The following is a 19,567-nucleotide window of genomic DNA, read 5'->3' on the forward strand; positions in this document are numbered from 1 at the left end:
GTTGTATTACAACTACACCTTTTACGATATAAACCATGAAAAAGTTTCCTCTTTTAGCAATTCCTCAATATCTCTATTCTTTCTATACCTTTTCTCTTCTAATTTGTAATGTTTTTTTGGAGGTTTGTCATAAAAAAGATGAAGAAGACATGTTTGTCATGAATTTGGTAGGTTCGTAACGGTTATTTAACCGAACAAAATTCTCTTGTACGGTAGAATGGAAAAGGTAAAGGAGTTGTTATGTATGTTATTTGGTTCCCTTATTTGTAAGATACGAAAATATCATAAATATAATTATTATTACAGTGGTATATGCATCACTTGCGGAGAGGTAAGAAAAGAATACGAGAAATTACAAGAAGACACCACAGAGGAACAAGCAGAGGAAAAAGATATTACAGATCAATCGATTACACAGTAATCATTTATCATATAAAATTCTATATCTTCTTCATTTAAGGCTTTGTTCAATGAATGTTTTTGGCAAAAAGATGAATGCTTTCTTTCCTTGTTTCTCTATGGCATGCTTTCTAAACAACATTTTATTTGAACAAAGCCTAAATGATTTAACTTATCTTCAATATATTAAAACTTCTATCAGCGGGAGGTGCTTCCTCCTCACTGATGGTTAATGTGAACCATCAAATTTTTATGGACAGTTGATCTCCTATAACCTCTAAATTCTCTTAATGGAGAAACTAACGATTAACAACTCTTTGTATATGAATAGCTAAATATAACTTTTCATTATCTGTTAAAGAATAATTGAATTGACTTTCAATATATTCATTTATTTTTTCCGTACATAAAAAAGCTTCCCTATGCTTATGTTTCACCATTTCGAATAGATATGGATCGTCATCATCCATGTATGTCTTACTATAGAGTCTTTGCGCAAAGAACTTCAAATGAGTAAGAAATCGAAAGTAATTTAAAGAGTCCTCGTCAAATTCCATCTTATAATGGTATTTAACAATATTTAATATATTTTGCATAACCTTTGTGATGTTCGCGATATTAGGCATTTCTTGACTCAGGTCTGAATTAACTAGATGCATCGCAATAAAACCAGCTTCATCTTCTGGCAGCTCAATGCCTAATTTCTCCTTCATTAGTTGAATGGTCTCTAAACCAATAGCAAACTCTTCCTTATAAAATCTTTTTATTTCCCATAATAAAGCGTTCTTAATTTCAAACCCCTTTTCGATTCTCTGAACAGCAAAATGCAAATGATCTGTTAAAGAGATATAAAAACTATCATTTAACTTTCTGCCTAGCCTGCTGCTAGCAATCTTAATGACTTCCTCTGTGATTTCGATATATTCAACAGGTACTTCATATAAAAGTGTTTTAAACTTTTCCGACATATCATTATTTTTCAAAGCAAATATTTTTTCAATTTTTGCTTCTTCCACTAAATCACCAGGCTTCTTTTGAAAAGCTATCCCTCTTCCCATTACTACTAATTCTTCGTCTTTTTCATTAAATGCAGCAATTACATTATTGTTATATACTTTTTCTATTTTCATTTGACCACCTGTAGTTTAATATGGCTTTTTTTCCTTATCATGGATAAGTGATCGTGATAGTATGGTTTAAAAATAGGAAAGAAGGAAAGCTGAAAAATCAACTTTCCTATTTCCCTTTATACATTCTCTCCATTGGAGGCAATAACCTCTTTATACCAATCAAAGCTCTTTTTCTTTGATCGCTCTAATGTTCCGTTCCCTTCGTTATCTTTATCTACATAAATATAACCATAGCGTTTTTTCATTTCACCAGTAGAAGCACTTACAATATCAATTGGCCCCCAGCTCGTATATCCGATCATTTCTACACCATCCTCTATGGCCTCAGACATTTCTATAACATGCTTTCGTAGATAATCTATCCGATAATCGTCCTTTACCTCTCCATCTTCCGAAGGTATATCGACAGCACCTAACCCATTTTCTACTACAAATAGCGGCTTTTGATAGCGATCATACAATTGATTTGCAGTGATACGGAAACCTTTAGGATCAATCGTCCAACCCCATTCCGACTTTTCCAAGTATGGATTTTCAATAGAACCAAACACATTACCCGAGGTCTGCTTATTGACCTCTGGATTTGTACTTGTCGTACGACTTGCATAATAACTAAAGCCTATATAGTCAACGGTATATTTCTCTAATAACGCTTCATCCTGTTCTTCCATTTCAATCTTTAAATTCTTATCTCGGAAAAACCTTTTCGCATAGCCAGGATATTTCCCACGAGATTGAACGTCTATGAAAAAGAAAGAATCTCTATCCTTTTCCATTGCATCCAAGACATCATCTGGATTACAAGAATATGGATACGTTTGACCGGCCGCCAGCATACAGCCAATTTTCATCTCAGGATTTATCTCATGCCCAGCTTTTACCGCTAAGCTGCTAGCAACCAATTGATGATGGGCTGCTTGATATTTCACTTGAAGCTTATCTTCTCCTTCTTCAAATACCAAACCTGCTCCAACAAACGGTAAATGTAAAAGCATATTGATTTCATTAAAGGTCATCCAATATTTCACTTTATCCTTATATCGCTCAAATAAGGTAGTTGCATATTTTTCAAAGAAATCGACTAATTTACGATTTTTCCAGCTGCCATAATTCTTTACTAGATTTATTGGTACATCAAAATGAGCAATGGTTACGACTGGCTCGATTCCATATTTTAAGAGCTCATCGAAAACATTATCATAAAATTTCAATCCCGCTTCATTTGGAGCAGCGTCATCTCCATTTGGAAAAATTCTAGCCCATGAAATCGATAAGCGCAATGCTTTAAATCCCATTTCTGCAAATAGAGCAATATCTTCTTTATAACGATGATAGAAGTCAATCGCTTCATGCGAAGGATAAAATTCCCCTTCCAGTGGTTGATAAGAAGGAAGCTTGCCCATCATAATTTCAAATCTTTTATTACCTGTTGGCAATAAATCAACCGTAGTTAAGCCCTTCCCATCCTCTAAATAGGCTCCTTCTGCTTGATTAGCGGCAATTGCACCGCCCCATAAAAAACCTTTTGGAAATGCCATAATGTCTCATCCTTTCTCATAATTCTTACTTATTTTTACTTAGTTTCGAGGTGGAATAAAGAATCTCCTTGTTGAATCTGTTTTTTATCTGTTACCTCTAAATGAAACTCTCTATAATTTGTAATCACAATTGGTGTCGTTAAAGGCTTGCCGGAATTAGCTATTTCATCTATATCAAATTCAATAAGCAATTGTCCTTTTTTCACTAACTCACCTTGTGTGGTGTGTACAGTAAAATGCTGGCCTTCTAATTGCACAGTATCCATTCCGATATGAATCAAAATATCTGCACCAGTATCTGTTGTAATCCCAATTGCATGTTTCGTCGGAAATAAAGCAGAAACCGTCCCATCAGCAGGAGCATATAATTTCCCTTCACTCGGTTCAATAGCAATTCCATGGCCAAGTGCACCAGATGCGAATGCTTCATCTTTAACTTCTGATAATGGTTTTACCTCGCCCTTTAGGGGGCTTAACACTTCCTCTTTTTCTACCTTTGTTGCTGCTACTTGGTTCGATGCTGTTGAATTTTGGCCTTTGTTAATGCCGCCAAAGAACAATGTCAATAAGAACGCTACGATAAAGCCAACAATGATGGAAATAAGTGCTCCCCATAAGTTCATATTGATTCCCTCAGGTGTAATATAAGAAGGAATACCAAAAATTCCAAGACCACCAACTATGTAACCCTTTACATCTGTTAACCCGGCAATAGCACCACCAATACCTGCACCAATACAGCTAATAATAAATGGTTTCTTTAAAGGTAAGGTAATTCCGTAAATAGCTGGCTCCGTTACACCAAAGATACCGGAAATAAACGCTGGATAACTCAATGTTTTTAACTTTTGATTTTTTGTTTTGATCAAAATTGCAAGAACTGCCCCGATCTGTGCAAAAGACGCTGCGAAGACTGGAGATAAAATCGTATCATAGCCAAGTGTCGCTACATTGTTAATAGCAATTGGCACTAATCCCCAATGAAGACCGAAAATAACAAGCACTTGCCAGAATCCACCAATCAATAAACCTGCAATAGCGGGACTTAAATTATATAAGAATAAAGATCCTTGACCGATTAATGTACTTGCCCATGTTGCAATAGGCCCAATAACAAGAAATGTGACTGGAACTACAATCACTAATGTAAATAATGGCACAATAAATGTTTTCACTACATCAGGAATGACATTTCTTAGCCATTTCTCTACTTTAGATGCAAAGAATGTCGATAAAATAATTGGGATAACCGAAGAAGAATAACTCATTAAAATTACTGGTATCCCTAAAAACGTAACATGGATCGGCGATTCAAATAATGTACCTCCAAACAAAGTATATAATGGATCACCCATCGTTAAAGTGGATAAGGTTGGATAAACTAATGCAGCCCCTATCGCCATTCCAATAAACGGTGTTCCTCCAAATTTCTTAATCGCAGTATATCCTAAGAAGATTGGTAAGAAATAAAATAGTGCGTCACCTGTGGCATTTAAAATTTGATAAGTACCAGATGATTCTGTTAACAATTTTGTTGATAGAAATAGTGCATTAAACCCTTTAATCATCCCTGAAGCTGCTAAAACACCAAGAACTGGCGTGAAAATACTTGAAATCATGTCGATAAATCGATTGAAAAGTGAACCTTTAGAACCTTCCTCTTCCTCTACAGGCTGCTGGCTCTGGAAACCTCCTACTGAAACAACTGCTTTGTATACATCTGGAACATGGTTGCCGATAACGACTTGGTATTGACCGCCGCTTTTCATGACAGTTACAACATCATCCATATTTTTTAGGACTTCTGTATTCGCTTTACTTTCATCTTTAAGCTTAAAGCGGAGACGTGTAATACAGTGCACAACACTGGAAACGTTTTCTTTTCCACCTATATTCGCAATGATATCTTTTGCTAATTGCTCATATTTCATTTTTTTACCCTTCCTTCAGCTATGGAATTTGGTTTTTACAAATAAAAAAACCTGACCTGACTAAAATACACGCAAAACAATAGCATGTTTTTCTAGTCAGTTCAGGTTATGCCCACTTAAGGTAACATTCCTTCACGGAACTTTTAAGTTTTGTTATTTGATATCTGTAATTTATCACGTCTCGTTATACATGTCAACGCTTTCTTTTTAGAAAAATTAATTTTTTTATTTAAGTTCCTATTTATTTTCTTTCAATTAATAATCCATTTTTAACTGAAAATCAAAATAGCGCTGAGCATTATAGTAAGATATATCCTGAACAATTTGACTGAGCCATTCCATATCATTTGGGTACTCCCCATTTTCCACCCAATTCCCTATTAGATTACATAGAATTCTTCTAAAATAATCATGACGGCTATAAGATAAAAAACTGCGCGAATCTGTCAGCATTCCAATAAATCTCGATAATAGCCCTTGATTTGCAAGTGTTTTCATTTGTGCTGCCATGCCATCAATATGATCATTAAACCACCAGCCAGATCCGAATTGTAGTTTAGAGGGAATTCCACCTTCTTGGAAATTTCCAGCCATTGTTGCTAAAACTTCATTAGTATTCGGATTTAATCCATACAGAATGGTCTTTGGCAGGCTGCCATCTCGATCCAGCTCATCTAATAATTTCGCTAATGGAATAGCAATAGGACTATCTTGCATCGAATCACAGCCTATATTTGCACCAATTGTTTGAAATAAACGAGAGTTGGCACTTCTTAATGCTCCGATATGATATTGCATCACCCATCCTCTTTGGCTATATGCTTTACCAAGGCTGACAAGTAAACTAGTCAAAAACTGATTATTTTCTTTTAGAGTAATAGCCTCACCAGTCAACGCTTTTTTTACTATCATATCCAACTCTTCCCTTGTTGCTGATTCATATACGACCATTTCTAAACTATGGTCAGACAATTTGCAGCCAATCTCATGAAAATAATCTATCCTATGATCTATTGCCTCCATCAAAGTGCTATAACTCGTAATTTCTACTCCTGTAAGATTGCTTAGTTTTTCAACATACTCCGCCCAATAATTGCTTTGAATAGCCATTAGATGATCTGGACGAAATGCTGGTAAAACAGTTGTTGAAAAAGTTTTGTCTTCTTGTAATAACTTATGAAAAACTAAATCATCAATCGGATCATCTGTAGTACCAATAAGAGCTACATTTGACCTTTCAATTAAGCTTCTTGCTGAAAAGTCTGGACTCTGTATTTTGCGATTACAAGTTTCCCATATTTCCTTTGCTGACGTTCGTTTTAGAATTGCTTCCACTCCAAAATATTGTTTTAACTCTAAATGCGTCCAATGATAAAGTGGATTTCCAATTAACTTCTCTACAGTCTCAGCCCATTTTTCAAACTTACTGTAGTCGTCTGCATCTCCAGTTATATAGAATTCATCTATACCATTAGCACGCATGGCACGCCATTTATAATGGTCCCCCTCCAGCCACAGCTCTGTAATGTTTTCATATCTTCGATTCTCATAAATTTCCTTTGGATCTAAATGACAATGATAGTCATAGATTGGCATGGTCGCCGCATAATCATGAAATAATGTTTTCGCTGTTTCTGTCTGCAGTAAAAAATCTTTATCCATAAAAGTCTTCATTTTGTTATCCTCCTCTTAATTAATCTTTACTTGTGTTAAATCTTCATCTGTCTTTCCACCCCAAAGCTTTTCATAGGAATAACCTGTTAAGGATTCGACCACTTTCTTCGTTTTTGGATCTACATCCTTTTTTAAACCGTTGTTCTTTAAACGTTCAATTTCCTCTACAAGAATTCCATGCGTTTCTTTATTTAATTTAAAGGTGAATGCTGCAATTAATGAAATAAAAAGCAAAAGACCTACCCCAATAATCATGATATACATTATAGTATCAACAGCACTCTGTGGCTGCGTTGCCGAGCCTTGTACAAATCCCCCTTTCTCTAAGATGGCTCCAACTAAAAAGGTCGCAAGTGCAACAGAAGACTTTCTAAAGAACGTCATTACAGAAGCAAAGATTCCTTCTCTTCTTTTCGTTGTAATCATTTCATCTACATCTGGAATAAACGGAAAGACATTCCAAGGAACGAATTCCAGCATACTTCTTCCAATTTGATACAAGAAGGAAATAACCCCTAATACGAGGATTAGATTACTAGGATGATATAAATAAACCGCCCCATATCCTAATAAACACAGAATCATAGTAGAATACGATATTTTAAATAAATTTGCTGGTCCAATTTTAATCATTAAAAATCCATATAGAATAGCTCCAGGTAGCCCAATAATACTAAATGAAAGTAGATTCGCTGCTACAGTGGAAGTACTATTTAAAGCGTATACACAAAAGAATACAAATACTGCGTTAAAAGCATCTTTCGCTGTCATCGAACAAATATAAATTAATAAATGCTTACGAAAGCTTTTCACCCTGAAAGTGGAAGCAAAGTCCACAAACATTTGTATCACTACCTTTAAACCATTTTTTCGTTCTTTCTTCTGGCTTATCAGTAGTTGTAATTCTTCAGGCGAAACTTCTCGTTCCCACGTAGAACGGAAAGAAATATACACACATATAGCAAAAACAACTGCAAAAAAGGCACCATTAATGAAGAAAGCAAGGGAATTATCTTGTCCTAAAATACTAAAGAGCTGCCCAGGTATAAATGTGGCTAAAAAGGTTCCAAGTCCTGAGATAAACATTCTAGCAGTTGATAATTTCGTTCGTTTATTAAAGTCCGTTGTCATTTCAGAAGGGAGTGTTTCCCATGGAATTAAAACCATCGCTGCAATAATCTCAAATGCTAAATAAGTAAGAAGATAATATAAATAATTCATTCCCGAAGTCCAGAGTAATACATATACAAGCATTAGTGGTGAACCAATCAATAAGAAAAATCTTCGCCGTCCAAATTTTCTTCCTAACTTAAATTTTAAAAAGTTGTCTGAAAAGCTTCCCATAAATAAGCTGACGACTGCATCTACTATACGAGCAATTGCAATAATAGAAGCACCTTGAACTGGCGTCAAACCAGCATAACTTGTATAAAAAAACAAAAGCCATGCTCCTATAATGGTAAAAGCCCCTCCGCCCATCATATCTGTTAAGCCGTATCCAATACTCCTTGCAAGCGTAACATCCTTTTGCTTTTTTTCCATTTCTAACGCCTCCTATTTATTATCAATACGAATATAGGTAAAACGTTTTCATTTATTTGAAAGTATAATAGGAAAAAGGAAAGTGTCAGGAACCTCTCCTTTTCCTATTATCTTTTAAACCATTTATATTTTTTGCATTTTCTCTTTTGTTAAAATTTTATTAGTATCCCATGCGCCTAATAAGTACATTACCCCTAACGCACGATCATATAACCCATATCCCGGCCTGCAAACTTCATCCCAAATATGTCTCCCATGATCAGGTCGAACAAATCCAACGAAACCGTTTTCATATAACCCATTTACAATTTCAGTAATAGGTACAGACCCATCCTCCGCACGATGAGAAGTTTCTATAAAACTACCATCTTCAAAGTGCTTTACATTTCTAATATGCGCAAAAGGAATTCTATTAGTGAATGTTTTCACAATATCAACTAAGTCATTACTTGGATTTGCTCCAAGTGAGCCAGAGCAAAAAGTTAAACAGTTTGCTGGACTGTCTACGCTAGTTAAAATCCGTTCGATATCTTCTTTATTTTTGACAATCCGCGGCAACCCAAAGATAGAAAAAGGCGGATCATCCGGATGAATAGCCATTTTAATTCCACATTGCTCTGCAACAGGAGTAATTTCTTCTAGAAAGTATACCAGATTATCGAACAAATCCACTTCAGATACATCTTTATATAAAGAAAATAAGTGCTGTAAATCTTTTAGTCTCTCTGGCTCCCATCCAGGCAGCGTTAACTCTTTTGTATTTTCTTCCATATTTTTCACTACTTGCTCAGGTGTAAGAGAAATGACTTTTGCAGCATCAAAATACAACGCCGTACTGCCATCTTCTGTTTCTTTAAATAAATCTGTACGCAGCCAATCAAAGACAGGCATAAAGTTATAACATACTACTTTTACGCCAAATTGACTAAGATTCTTTAATGTTTCTTTATATGCATCAATATATTGCTGTCTTGAATTTAATCCTAGTTTTATATCCTCGTGAATATTAACGCTTTCAACAACATCTGTATGAAATCCATACTGCTTCGCCTGATTTACTACTTCCGCAATACGCTCCACCGGCCAGACTTCTCCAACAGGTACATCATGCAGAGCCCACACTATCCCTTTAACCCCTGGAATTTGGCGTATTTGTTTTAAAGTGATGGTGTCATTCCCTTCTCCATACCATCGAAACGTCATTTGCATATTTTGTTTTCCTCCTTTGTCGCACCATCATACTTTTTCCATTAGTATTGCTGCGGATAAAAATATTCAGGAAACTCTTGTAATAAAACGCCTTTTTCAGAAAGCATTAATCTCATATGGTCAGACATTAATTGTTCTGCTTTTGTCCGATTTCCACCTAAGATTGCTTCATAAATTTCTTTATGATGACTAATTAATATTTCCCAGTCTAAATCCTTTATGTCTTTTAATCTTAATAAGCGAAATCTATTCAAATGGCCAGCCATATCCTGAATCATTTTCCAAGTACGCTCTTTGCCACAGCAAATAAAAAGTTCCTTATGAAAATTTTCATCCAAATCGAAGAATTTTTCCTTTTCCTGTTTTCCTACTTCATTACTTGCCAGCATTTCTTGCATCTTTAAGTTCATTTCTAACTTCAGGGAAATTTCATCAGTCATATTCTCACAGCATAAACCAACGATATTTGTCTCAATTATCTCACGAACAAAGCGCGCTTCTTCGGCAAGGCTAAGGTTAATTAGAGAGACAAATGTACCACTCTGCGGAACAATCGTTAATAACTCCTCTTGCGCTAATCTTATAAATGCTTCTCTAATAGGTGTTCTACTAACCTGCAATTCATCTGACATAATTTTTTCACTGATTTTTGTACCAGGTATAAGCTTTAATTTTAAAATTTCATTTTTTAATTGGTTATAAGCAAATACTTTCGCACTATTATTTGACATGAGGGACCCTCTTCTCCTTTTTATATTTTTTTAGTATATAAAAAGGAGGGTTAAATGTCATTCATTTTCAATAATTTCAATAATCGCCTCCTTTAAAACATATTAATATACTAATATGGTAGTTAAGTACATTATAACTTCATTTCTTTTGGAATACAATTCAAAAATAGTACTAAAATGTGACAATTCCATTAACAGCTTTTGCAATATATTTATACTTTTATTAGAAGTAATGAACTATTATGTGAATTATTAAATAATTATTGATATAGAATGAAATGCTAAAACAGAACCGGAGAGAGGAAACAATACGATGAAAAAAGTGAACAGAAGTATTTATAAAAATTTCTTTTTTAATATTGAAAAAGAAGAAGCATGATTAAATAAAATGTGTATAAAAGAGTATGCGCTTAAAGAAATTTCCAAACGATTTTATTTATTGGAAGACTACATTCCTGGTAATTTTATTTACAGAATCGCATTTCTAAAAGAGAGTACGCCAAAAAATAATAATCTAGCATTAAATGTGGAACATATCGCATCAGCCAACAGATGGCACTATTTTCGAAAAGATGCTGCCTTAGGAAAGTTCGTTATATATTCAGATATTGATTCCCAAATGGAACATTATCAAAGAATTAACTTTATCTGGTATATTCTAGCCATAATTTTTCTTTATTCCGGCCTCCAAGTCATTTTTCTAAGAGACAAACCAGTATTTAATATCCTATTAAATACTGGTTTCATTGTTATAGGAATTCTCTTCCTTATTATTGGATTTCCTCTTACTAAAAAATTTATATTCTAAAAAGGAACAAGAAATTATCGCTTTAATTAGAAATAACCTATTTTATATGTTATTGCGTCTATTTGACCTGCCTTTGTTGGCCTTTTGGGTATGAGTACTCCGAGCTAACTTTTGGTTTTCCAGCTAAAACTGGCAGGTTTCCAATGCCAAATTAATGCTTTTCAGCCAAACTTCTGATTTATCAGCCAAAACTTCACTCTTTTCAGCCAAACTTCTGATTTATCAGCCAAAAACTCACTCTTTTCAGCCAAACTTCCGATTTATCAGCCAAAACTTCACTCTTTTCAGCCAAACTTCTGATTTATCAGCCAAAAACTCACTCTTTTCAGCCAAACTTCTGATTTATCAGCCAAAACTTCACTCTTTTCAGCCAAACCCACAAGCTGCATAGAACGCTGCTCCACTAATGACTCTTTATAAATTCTTCACTGCTTTCTCCATTTCCGTTTCACCAGAAACTAAATCAAATGATTTATTAAACACATTTTTTTCTTTTATAGAAGCCATGATTGTCGCTGCTACGTCTTCTCTTGGAATCATTCCTCTTTCTAGATTCTCAGCAGCTGTAACCAAACCAGTGCCAGCATCATTTGTTAATCCACCCGGACGAATAATGGTGTAGGTTAATCCACTCTCCATAAGAATACGATCGGCATAGTGTTTTGCTACATAATATGGTTTAATTTGTTCACTCCAGTTTTCTCGATGATGTGCCTGCAACGCACTAACCATTACAAACCGTTCTACCCCTGCACGCTTTGTTGCCTCCATCATTTTCACAGCACCATCTAGATCAATCAATAATGTTTTATCATACCCCGTTTTCCCACCTGAACCTGCTGTGAATACGACGGCATCACAGCCTTTCACTGCAGACTCTAGCTGTTCCACCGTTTCTTCCAAATTACCTAAAGCAGTTTCTACTCCGATTTTGTCAAACGCTTTCTGCTGTTCTGCTGTTCTTACCAATGCTCTAACAGAAAACTCATTACTCTCATGTAATAATGTCACAAGCTGTTTACCTATTTGCCCGTTTGCTCCAACCACTAATACTTTCACAGCAAACTCCTTTCTAATCCATTTTCTACTATTATTTCATCCAATTGCTTCTTTTTCAAATAATACAAAAGAACATGTTGTTTCTTATAATAGGGAAACCAAATATGATAGAATGGATGAATGACTAAATTGAGTGTAAATACAGAGCTCAAAGTCTAAGGCTTATCAAACATCCATCATTTACTTTCAAAGTAACATAGGAGTGTAACTTAAAATGAATAAAAAAGATATAGCAAACATCCGAAAACAATTCAAAATGAATAATGATCTACTTAGAATAACAGATATGTTTAATGTTTATGTCATGAAAGAATCAAGTGATATATTTCATTATCAAAGTCAGCCCTTTGGCATGCTTGATCAAGATCAACAAGAATTATTTTTACATAATTTCAAGAAATTACTTGCTGGTAATTTGGATGAAAAGCTGTTTGAATTAAAGTTTCAAAGAGAGGCAGAAAATAATAGTCAGCTTATTTTACATAAAGGATTACTTAGCTCTGAAACAGAGGATTGGAAAGAGCAAATGCTGCTGCTGGTAGACAAGATGCTTAATAGCAGACAATATGACAAAGATATTGTCATCACATTTATTCGCGGTGAGTATTTAAAGCCAAAGAAGCGCCGCAGTGAAGAGTCTGAAGAAAGTGACCGAGATACAGTTTTCTCTCATCCTTTCATTTTATGCAGTATCAACAACACCCAAGAGCCGAAAAAAGAATTGCTTTTTGACTATGTAGAGAAAGAATTTAAATACAATATTGTTGTTGACCCCATTATTAATCTGAATGCGCCAATGGGTGGATTTCTTTTCCCAAGCTTCACAGATAACGCAGCAGATGTTAATCATATTCTCTATGCTGCCGGCAAGATCCATGAGCCAGATTATCAATTTATTGAAGAAGTTCTCAACGGCGAGGAAATGATGACTGCTCAAGATGATAAAATTGTGTTTGAGGAAATCATTAAAGATGTGACTGGCGATCAATTGAGCACCTCTACTCTTTCCAATGTTTATGAGGAAATTAACCGAATGATTGTCGAAAATGAAGAAGAAGAGGTTCCAAAATTAGACTCCAAAGACGTGGAACAAGTCTTAAAGATGAGCGGCGTAGAGGACATTAGTCCAGAAAAAGTCGAGTTTGCCTTCAAAAAAATTATTGATGATGATAAATATGAATTAAAAGCAAGTAATATCTTGCCAAAATTCACGTCAAAATCGATTAAGATCAGCACCAAAATTGCTAACATTGCCATCAGCCCTCCTGACTTAAGATATGTGAAGCAAATCGAATTTAGCGGCAAACGCTACTTGATGATTGAAGTCGAAGAAGACACCGTAATCGAAGGATTTACAATGATTCCCGAAGCCTTCGGCGGAAGTCCAGAAGAAGACTAAGATTCAAAGAGGCTTCTTCTTTATAAAGAAGAAGCCAATATATCTATTTTGAACTTACTGCTCTAGTCGCCACTAACGCCTTTATTGACTAGCTTGTTTACTTTTATGGTTTTCGCGAATAATCCTGTATAAATAAGAATAGTCCCCACCATTACAATGAAGCCGATGTAGACAGACATCATTGTTGGAATTAAGAATGCCCCGATAATAATACTAGCTCTTGCAATTAAATCTGCTCCACTAAATGATAGGTTGGAAAAAGCAGAGTATGATCCACGTTTATCGCTTGGAATCATATTCGCCTGCTCTGCATTTCGAATCGGTGAATAAATTAATTCGCCCATCGTTGCTATCAAATTAAATAAAACGAGCATGTACCACGTATTTGCCGAAGTAACAGTCACATATCCAATTCCATATATAATAAGACCTGTTATTAAAGCATTCTTTTTATTCATCTTATCTGTGAACCGATTAATAATAAAAGTAAAGCAGACTACGAGCAGCATATTTTCTATATTTAATATACTTAGCATTCGTACCCCAACAATTTCAAAACTCCCAATACGAACTGCTTCAAAAGTTTCAGCAAGGCGAATCCCAATATAACTATTTAATGAAAATTCAGCTGCAAAAATAAAGGTGGAGCCTGTAACCACTTTTACAAAGGCTGTATCTTTAAATGCCACTTTGTAATTGCTGATTAAGTCAACCAAGACATTCTTGTGCTTTTTCTGTAACTGATCTGTGAACTTGTCCTGCAGCCAAACCCCGTAGGCAATTGGAATCAATGTAGATGTGCAAGTCAGCATGATGAATAATTCTTTCTGATGATTCAAATATAAAAGTCCTCCAAGTGCTGCCCCAATAGCCATCGATAAATTAATCAGCCAGTAATCGAGCGCATAAATAGCTTTTCGATTTTCTGGTGTTGTGGAATCAATAATAATCGCATGCATTGCTGGTCGCCCTAGACTGCTTGTGATAATAAATCCAACGTATGCCAAAGCAAACAATACAATTATTTTATTGGTCGGAAATAGACTGATCGTCATGATTAAAAAGAAGAATGCATTCAGCCAGGATGTTATCATTAAAACCTTTTTTCTCGGAAAGCGATCAGAAATATATCCTCCAACTAAATTGATCAAAAATCCGATAACCACAGTAGTGATCAAAAATAAGCCCGCCCAAATTTTGTTTAATTCCTGCGCAAAGAATAAAGCCATAAATGGCATAACTGCTGATGATACCGCCCGATTAAAGAAAGAGGTAATCATCCTAACTTTGATATTTCGCGGTAATTCCTTCCATTTCATGTTGTCTCCCCCTTGTTATTACTGTATATTAAACTAGACGAATAATTCTAAAAATAGACAATTAACAAAACAATGTCCCCTTTTAGGAGGAAAAAGAATGGATAACAAATTACTTACACTTTGGAGATATTATCCTTCTGGCAGTATTCGAATGGAGGAAATTTCTGAAACCTTGCAATTGAGCTCGAAACAAACAACACGTTATTTAAAAAAATGGATGGAGGAAGGCTGGCTATCATTTACACCCGGACGAGGACGCGGAAACATCTCAACTTTGTTATGGAAAAAAGAGGTAGAAACTTCTTACGAGGAAGAAGTTTTAAAGCGATTTGATCTGGAACCAGTAGAACAAACAAGCAAATACTTAATGTATGATTGGTCCACAAACAGTAAAATGAGATTAATGAATAAATTTCACACAAAACTTGGCTTTGTCCAAGAGTCAAATGATAAATTAATCGTACCAAAAAGATATCCTTTCCATTCCGTCCATCCGCTTGAGGCTGGAGATGTCTTCAGTGCGCATTTAGTGGCAAATGTGTTTAATCGGCTTGTCACTCATACAGAAGATGGGAAAGTATTACCTGAAATTGCCCATAGTTGGGATAGCACCCCTTCTAAATTAAGACTCTATCTAAAAAAAGACATTAAATTTCATGACGGTTCTGTTCTGACAGCAAATGATGTGGCCGAATGTCTTGACAAGCTTCGGGCACATGCTTATTACAAAGATTTATGGACACCTGTCGAAAGAATTGAAGTAAAGTCTCCACTTATACTCGATATTCTCCATCCCAATGGATGCAGCTATATCCTTCCTATGCTTAGTATGATGTGTGCAAGCATCTATAGAGAGACGAATGAAAAACTATTGGGCACTGGTTACTTTATCCTGCAACAAAACAGTGATAAGCAGACAACTTTAACTGCTTTTCAAGATCATTTTCGAGAAAGACCATTAATTGATGTAGTAGAATTCATTCAAGTGCCTGAGGATTTTAAAGGAATCTATCATTCTCCTATGGAGGAGAATACCTCTTCCTCCTTCGAAGTAGAAAGCGACTCGGGGTTTGGTATTATCGTAATGAACTCCTGTAGAGATTCTGCTATTAGACAGAAGAAAGTAAGAGATTACCTTCATTGGATTATCGCTAAAAACCGTCATACTATTGGTAACCTAAGTCCAAGACTAATACCGAATGATAAGAGTATAATAGTCGGCCAAAATCAACAGCTGACTATTTCTGAAGTAGAACGGCCAATATTTTCTAAACCAATTGTGATAAGAGGTGCCAGACATACTGCTAATACTACACAATGGCTTGCAGAAATATTCGCAAAAGAAAATATCCCTACAGATATTCAATGGTTTTCCTTTGCTGATATATTAACAAAGCATCCCGAGACATTAAACGTAGATCTTTTCATACATGGAGAAGTTTTTGAATTCAATCAGGATTTTTCCTTTTACCACTTTTTAATGAATGGGTTTTCCCCACTTTCCCAAATGATAGCAAATAATGAAACACTTACAAACTTAATGGGTAAATATAAGGAAACACCATTTGAACAATGGACAGCTTTAAATCTAGAAATCGAAAAAGAATTGATTAATCAATCGATTATGATTCCCCTTTATTATCAAAAGCGGTATATTCCATTTTCAACCGATATAAGCAATATTAAAATTAGCCATTTTGGCTATGTAGATTTTTCAAAAGTGTGGGTTCGTCCGAAGGAATGAGTGGTATAGGAAAGAGACATTCTCAGGATTTTTTTATGCATCGTTTTATTAACTAAGCAAAAACAGCACATAGAGTTCCAGGAGATAAGGCAATATAAAAAGAGAAACTACTGGACTCTATGGAAAGGAACTAAACAGATGAAGATTCGCTTTGGCTATGTGGCTAATGCACTAGGATTATGGGATGCAAGTCCTTCAAAGGCTTTAACCTTCTCCCGATATTCAGCACTCCCTAAACAGGAAGCTACAGAAAAGCTATTAGCTGTTACAGCTCAAAATTTAAAAAATACGAAAAGAATTCTCTATTATAATGCTGCCAATGAAATTCCATTGTATCGCTTATCCAGTTCGTTAGTCCCCTTAGCAACGCATCCAGATGTAAACTGGGATTTCATAACTCCTTTTCAGGAACAGTGGAGAGAACTTGGCCAATTAGTTAAACAATTTAAGCTGCGGGTTAGTTTTCACCCCAACCAATTTACGCTTTTTACTAGTCCTAGGGAAGAAGTAACCATAAATGCGATAAAAGATATGACCTTCCATTATAAAATGCTAGAAGCTATGGATGCCCTTGATAATAGCCTTATTAATATTCATATTGGTGGAGCCTATGGTGATAAAGAGACTTCTTTACAGAGATTCCAGCAAAATATCCAGCAACTTCCTATGGCAATTAAGAACCAGATGACCCTTGAAAATGATGATAAAACATATAATGTGAGAGAAACACTGATAACCTGTGAGCAGGAAAACATTCCCATGATCCTTGATTATCATCACCATATGGCCAATAAAGAAGATATTGACTTAGCCCTTTATTTGGAGCGAATTTTTAGAACGTGGGAAAATCATAGAATGATTCCTAAAGTCCATATTTCCTCCCCGAAATCCACTCTGGCCTTCCGTTCTCATGCTGACTTTGTCTCATTTGATTTTGTACAGCCCTTTTTAAAATTGGCTAAAAATCTTAATCAAGATTTCGACGTTATGATAGAAGCAAAACAAAAAAATCTGGCTATGTTTAAGCTTATCGAGGACATTGCCTCTATTAGAGGAGTAAAGAGAGTTTCCGGTGGAACAATAGAATGGTAGGAATGTTTCTCTACATTTGAATACTAACAACGAGGTGTAATGGATGACTATTGTTCGACTTGGATATGTCGCAATGAGCATGATGGTAAAAAATGCATCTCCTTCAAGGACGATGACATTTAAACAGTTTCAAAAAATAGATGACCGGGAAGCAGGCTTTCGTAAGCTGGAACGAATCGCCTTGCAAAATCTCCATAATACGCTTCGGCTCCTAAAACATACTGCTGCTTCCGATATCCATTTTTACCGCCTTACCTCCAGGCTGATTCCATTAGCCAATCACGAAGAGCTTCTTGATTGGGATTATATGAAACCTTTAAAAGAGCCTTTAAAAGAAATAGGTGAATTTGCCAGAAAGCATCAGATTAGGATTGATTTTCATCCTGATCACTTCGTTCTCCTTAATTCCAATCAAAAACATATATGGAAAAACTCAATTAAAACTTTAAGATTACACTATTTATTATTAAAAGGAATGGGGATTGATACAACTCATCGCTGTGTTATGCATGTGGGGCGGAATTATAAGGATACCGAGAAATCATTGGAACAATTTATTGATAATTGGATGCTAGTCCCAAACTCTATTCAAAATATGATCATGCTTGAAAATGATGATACCTCTTTCACATTGGAAGATACTCTTTACTTATGCGAGAAATTAGGGATTCCGCTTGTGTTTGATTATCATCACCATCTCGCCCATCATCATAATCCCAATTGGGAAGATAACTGGAGTCGCATTCTTCAAACATGGAGTACATCTCCATTACCAATTAAAATGCATATTTCGAGTCCCAAAGATGAAAAGCATTTCCGTCATCATGCCGATTATATTGATATAGGTATGTTTTTCGATTTCCTAAACCGCATAAAAGGAAGCATTCCTGTTATCGATTGCATGATAGAAGCTAAAAAGAAGGATGAGGCCCTTTTTAAGTTAATAGAAGAAGTGAGCATTAGAAACAATGTAGAAATGATTGATGGCTCTTCTTTCCGTCTTAAGTAAAGGAAAGAAGAGCCTAAAATAATTCATTAATTGCCTAGTGTTAACTCTTGTGCAGGTTCGCCATTCCTATTTAAAATTCGAATAACGTCAGGCTGCACTTGAAGGAACACATAATTTGGATCCATTGGGCCTTCAAACCATTGTTGAAATGACTCGTTCCAAAACTGCTTTTTTAATGTTTCAGAATTATTAATAGAGCAAGTTCCAGCTATTTCAACATAAGAATCGCTTTGTCCTTTTTCTTCATAGCCTAACAATACAGAAACATGAGGGTTTTTTTCTATCTCATCCATCTTTTCTGTATCCATTTGAGTGGGCGAGTACAAAGTTAAATCTTCATGGTAGAATGTCATATACCGGGAATGGGGTTTATTATTTTCCACAGATGAAAATACTCCTGTTCGATGACCTGAAATAATGTTAATAACTTGTTTCTTTAAATTTTGATTTGCCATATTCTGCTTTGCTCCTATAATTACTGTTATTTTTCAGCTATTAATGTTCTAAACGATTCAATTCCTGAATGCATTCTTGTACAAGGGTAACTCCTTGGCTCATGGTCGCTCCCCCGCCAAATGCAGCAGTTACGCATACTGCTTCTAGAATTTCCTGTTCGGAACACCCTTGATCTAAGCATCCCTTTGTATGATAGATAATACAATACTCATCCTGAGCATGAAGGCTAATTCCTAAAGCAATTAATTGCTTTTGCCTTTGAGTTAATGCACCTTCTTCAAAGCAGGCTTCTGTAAAAGCATTATATCTACTTGCAAACTCAGGCATTTTTTGTGTAAAATCACCTATTCCCTTTTTAAACGACAACAAGGTAGATTCTATTGAATTGCTAGCTTCCATTTCCAAACACTCCTTTTTTTGATTAAGCTGTACATCAAACTTATTATAAGTAAACTTCAAACGAATTAATTATCCCTTATTCATTTCCCATAACTTCCATAAAAAGTGATACATAACTGGTGATTGGG

17 protein-coding genes are annotated in these 19,567 nt (G+C 35.3%); 6 read left to right on the plus strand and 11 right to left on the minus strand.

Annotated features, from left to right (window positions below; translation table 11 throughout):
- The first annotated feature begins 244 nt into the window (after positions 1–244).
- The gene (locus NSQ89_RS20135; protein WP_156485495.1) at positions 245–421 is read left to right on the plus strand and encodes a hypothetical protein; all 177 of its coding nucleotides are present in this window, start codon (positions 245–247) and stop codon (positions 419–421) included.
- A 277-nt stretch (positions 422–698) separates the two neighbouring features.
- Here NSQ89_RS20135 and licT read toward each other — a convergent pair whose 3' ends face one another.
- From licT to NSQ89_RS20170, 7 genes are all read right to left on the minus strand, one after another.
- The gene (gene licT / locus NSQ89_RS20140) at positions 699–1,529 is read right to left on the minus strand and encodes a BglG family transcription antiterminator LicT (RefSeq protein ID WP_341133196.1); all 831 of its coding nucleotides are present in this window, start codon (positions 1,527–1,529) and stop codon (positions 699–701) included.
- Between the two features lie 116 nt (positions 1,530–1,645).
- Complete coding sequence (locus NSQ89_RS20145) at positions 1,646–3,067, minus strand: 6-phospho-beta-glucosidase (RefSeq protein ID WP_047943377.1); 1,422 nt, start codon at positions 3,065–3,067, stop codon at positions 1,646–1,648.
- A 35-nt stretch (positions 3,068–3,102) separates the two neighbouring features.
- Positions 3,103–4,998 (minus strand): beta-glucoside-specific PTS transporter subunit IIABC, encoded by a 1,896-nt coding sequence (locus tag NSQ89_RS20150; protein WP_341133197.1) that lies wholly within the window; start codon positions 4,996–4,998, stop codon positions 3,103–3,105.
- Positions 4,999–5,253: 255 nt separating this feature from the next.
- A complete protein-coding gene (gene uxaC, locus NSQ89_RS20155) occupies positions 5,254–6,672 on the minus strand; it encodes a glucuronate isomerase (RefSeq protein ID WP_047943375.1) in 1,419 nt (472 codons plus the stop codon).
- 15 nt (positions 6,673–6,687) lie between these two features.
- Complete coding sequence (locus NSQ89_RS20160) at positions 6,688–8,214, minus strand: MFS transporter (RefSeq protein ID WP_047943374.1); 1,527 nt, start codon at positions 8,212–8,214, stop codon at positions 6,688–6,690.
- 123 nt (positions 8,215–8,337) lie between these two features.
- Positions 8,338–9,423, minus strand: coding sequence for a mannonate dehydratase (gene uxuA, locus NSQ89_RS20165; protein WP_341133198.1), 1,086 nt, complete (start codon positions 9,421–9,423; stop codon positions 8,338–8,340).
- Between the two features lie 41 nt (positions 9,424–9,464).
- A complete protein-coding gene (locus NSQ89_RS20170) occupies positions 9,465–10,154 on the minus strand; it encodes an FCD domain-containing protein (protein ID WP_144546422.1) in 690 nt (229 codons plus the stop codon).
- A 388-nt stretch (positions 10,155–10,542) separates the two neighbouring features.
- Between NSQ89_RS20170 and NSQ89_RS25420 the strand changes: the two genes are divergently transcribed.
- Positions 10,543–10,962, plus strand: a complete 420-nt coding sequence (locus NSQ89_RS25420) for a DUF2812 domain-containing protein (protein WP_445668947.1) — start codon at positions 10,543–10,545, stop codon at positions 10,960–10,962.
- A 414-nt stretch (positions 10,963–11,376) separates the two neighbouring features.
- Here the strand turns inward: NSQ89_RS25420 and NSQ89_RS20175 are convergent, their stop codons facing one another.
- Complete coding sequence (locus tag NSQ89_RS20175; protein WP_095323137.1) at positions 11,377–12,021, minus strand: SDR family oxidoreductase; 645 nt, start codon at positions 12,019–12,021, stop codon at positions 11,377–11,379.
- A gap of 214 nt (positions 12,022–12,235) precedes the next feature.
- Here NSQ89_RS20175 and NSQ89_RS20180 point away from each other — a divergent pair, with 214 nt between their 5' ends.
- Positions 12,236–13,420, plus strand: coding sequence for a DUF4317 domain-containing protein (locus NSQ89_RS20180; protein ID WP_047943369.1), 1,185 nt, complete (start codon positions 12,236–12,238; stop codon positions 13,418–13,420).
- Positions 13,421–13,482: 62 nt separating this feature from the next.
- On the opposite strand, the gene NSQ89_RS20185 is transcribed toward NSQ89_RS20180, so the two are convergent.
- Complete coding sequence (locus NSQ89_RS20185) at positions 13,483–14,739, minus strand: MDR family MFS transporter (protein ID WP_144546420.1); 1,257 nt, start codon at positions 14,737–14,739, stop codon at positions 13,483–13,485.
- Between the two features lie 97 nt (positions 14,740–14,836).
- On the opposite strand from NSQ89_RS20185, the gene NSQ89_RS20190 reads away from it, so the two are divergent.
- The 3 genes from NSQ89_RS20190 (at position 14,837) to uvsE (NSQ89_RS20200) (ending at position 18,584) form a co-directional block, all read left to right on the plus strand.
- Complete coding sequence (locus NSQ89_RS20190) at positions 14,837–16,483, plus strand: ABC transporter substrate-binding protein (RefSeq protein WP_144546417.1); 1,647 nt, start codon at positions 14,837–14,839, stop codon at positions 16,481–16,483.
- 138 nt (positions 16,484–16,621) lie between these two features.
- Positions 16,622–17,575 carry a UV DNA damage repair endonuclease UvsE gene (gene uvsE, locus NSQ89_RS20195; RefSeq protein ID WP_144546415.1) on the plus strand — a complete coding sequence of 318 codons (954 nt, stop codon included), beginning with the start codon at positions 16,622–16,624 and terminating at the stop codon, positions 17,573–17,575.
- Positions 17,576–17,618: 43 nt separating this feature from the next.
- Entirely contained in the window at positions 17,619–18,584 is a 966-nt protein-coding gene (gene uvsE, locus NSQ89_RS20200; RefSeq protein WP_341133199.1) for a UV DNA damage repair endonuclease UvsE, read from the plus strand.
- Between the two features lie 26 nt (positions 18,585–18,610).
- Here uvsE (NSQ89_RS20200) and NSQ89_RS20205 read toward each other — a convergent pair whose 3' ends face one another.
- Both NSQ89_RS20205 and NSQ89_RS20210 read right to left on the minus strand, forming a co-directional pair.
- A complete protein-coding gene (locus tag NSQ89_RS20205; protein ID WP_047943364.1) occupies positions 18,611–19,039 on the minus strand; it encodes a pyridoxamine 5'-phosphate oxidase family protein in 429 nt (142 codons plus the stop codon).
- Positions 19,040–19,079: 40 nt separating this feature from the next.
- The gene (locus NSQ89_RS20210; RefSeq protein WP_341133200.1) at positions 19,080–19,445 is read right to left on the minus strand and encodes a carboxymuconolactone decarboxylase family protein; all 366 of its coding nucleotides are present in this window, start codon (positions 19,443–19,445) and stop codon (positions 19,080–19,082) included.
- Between the last annotated feature and the right edge of the window lie 122 nt (positions 19,446–19,567).

Source organism: Niallia sp. FSL R7-0648, assembly GCF_038007005.1.
GTDB classification, from domain to species: Bacteria; Bacillota; Bacilli; order Bacillales; family Cytobacillaceae; genus Niallia; species Niallia circulans.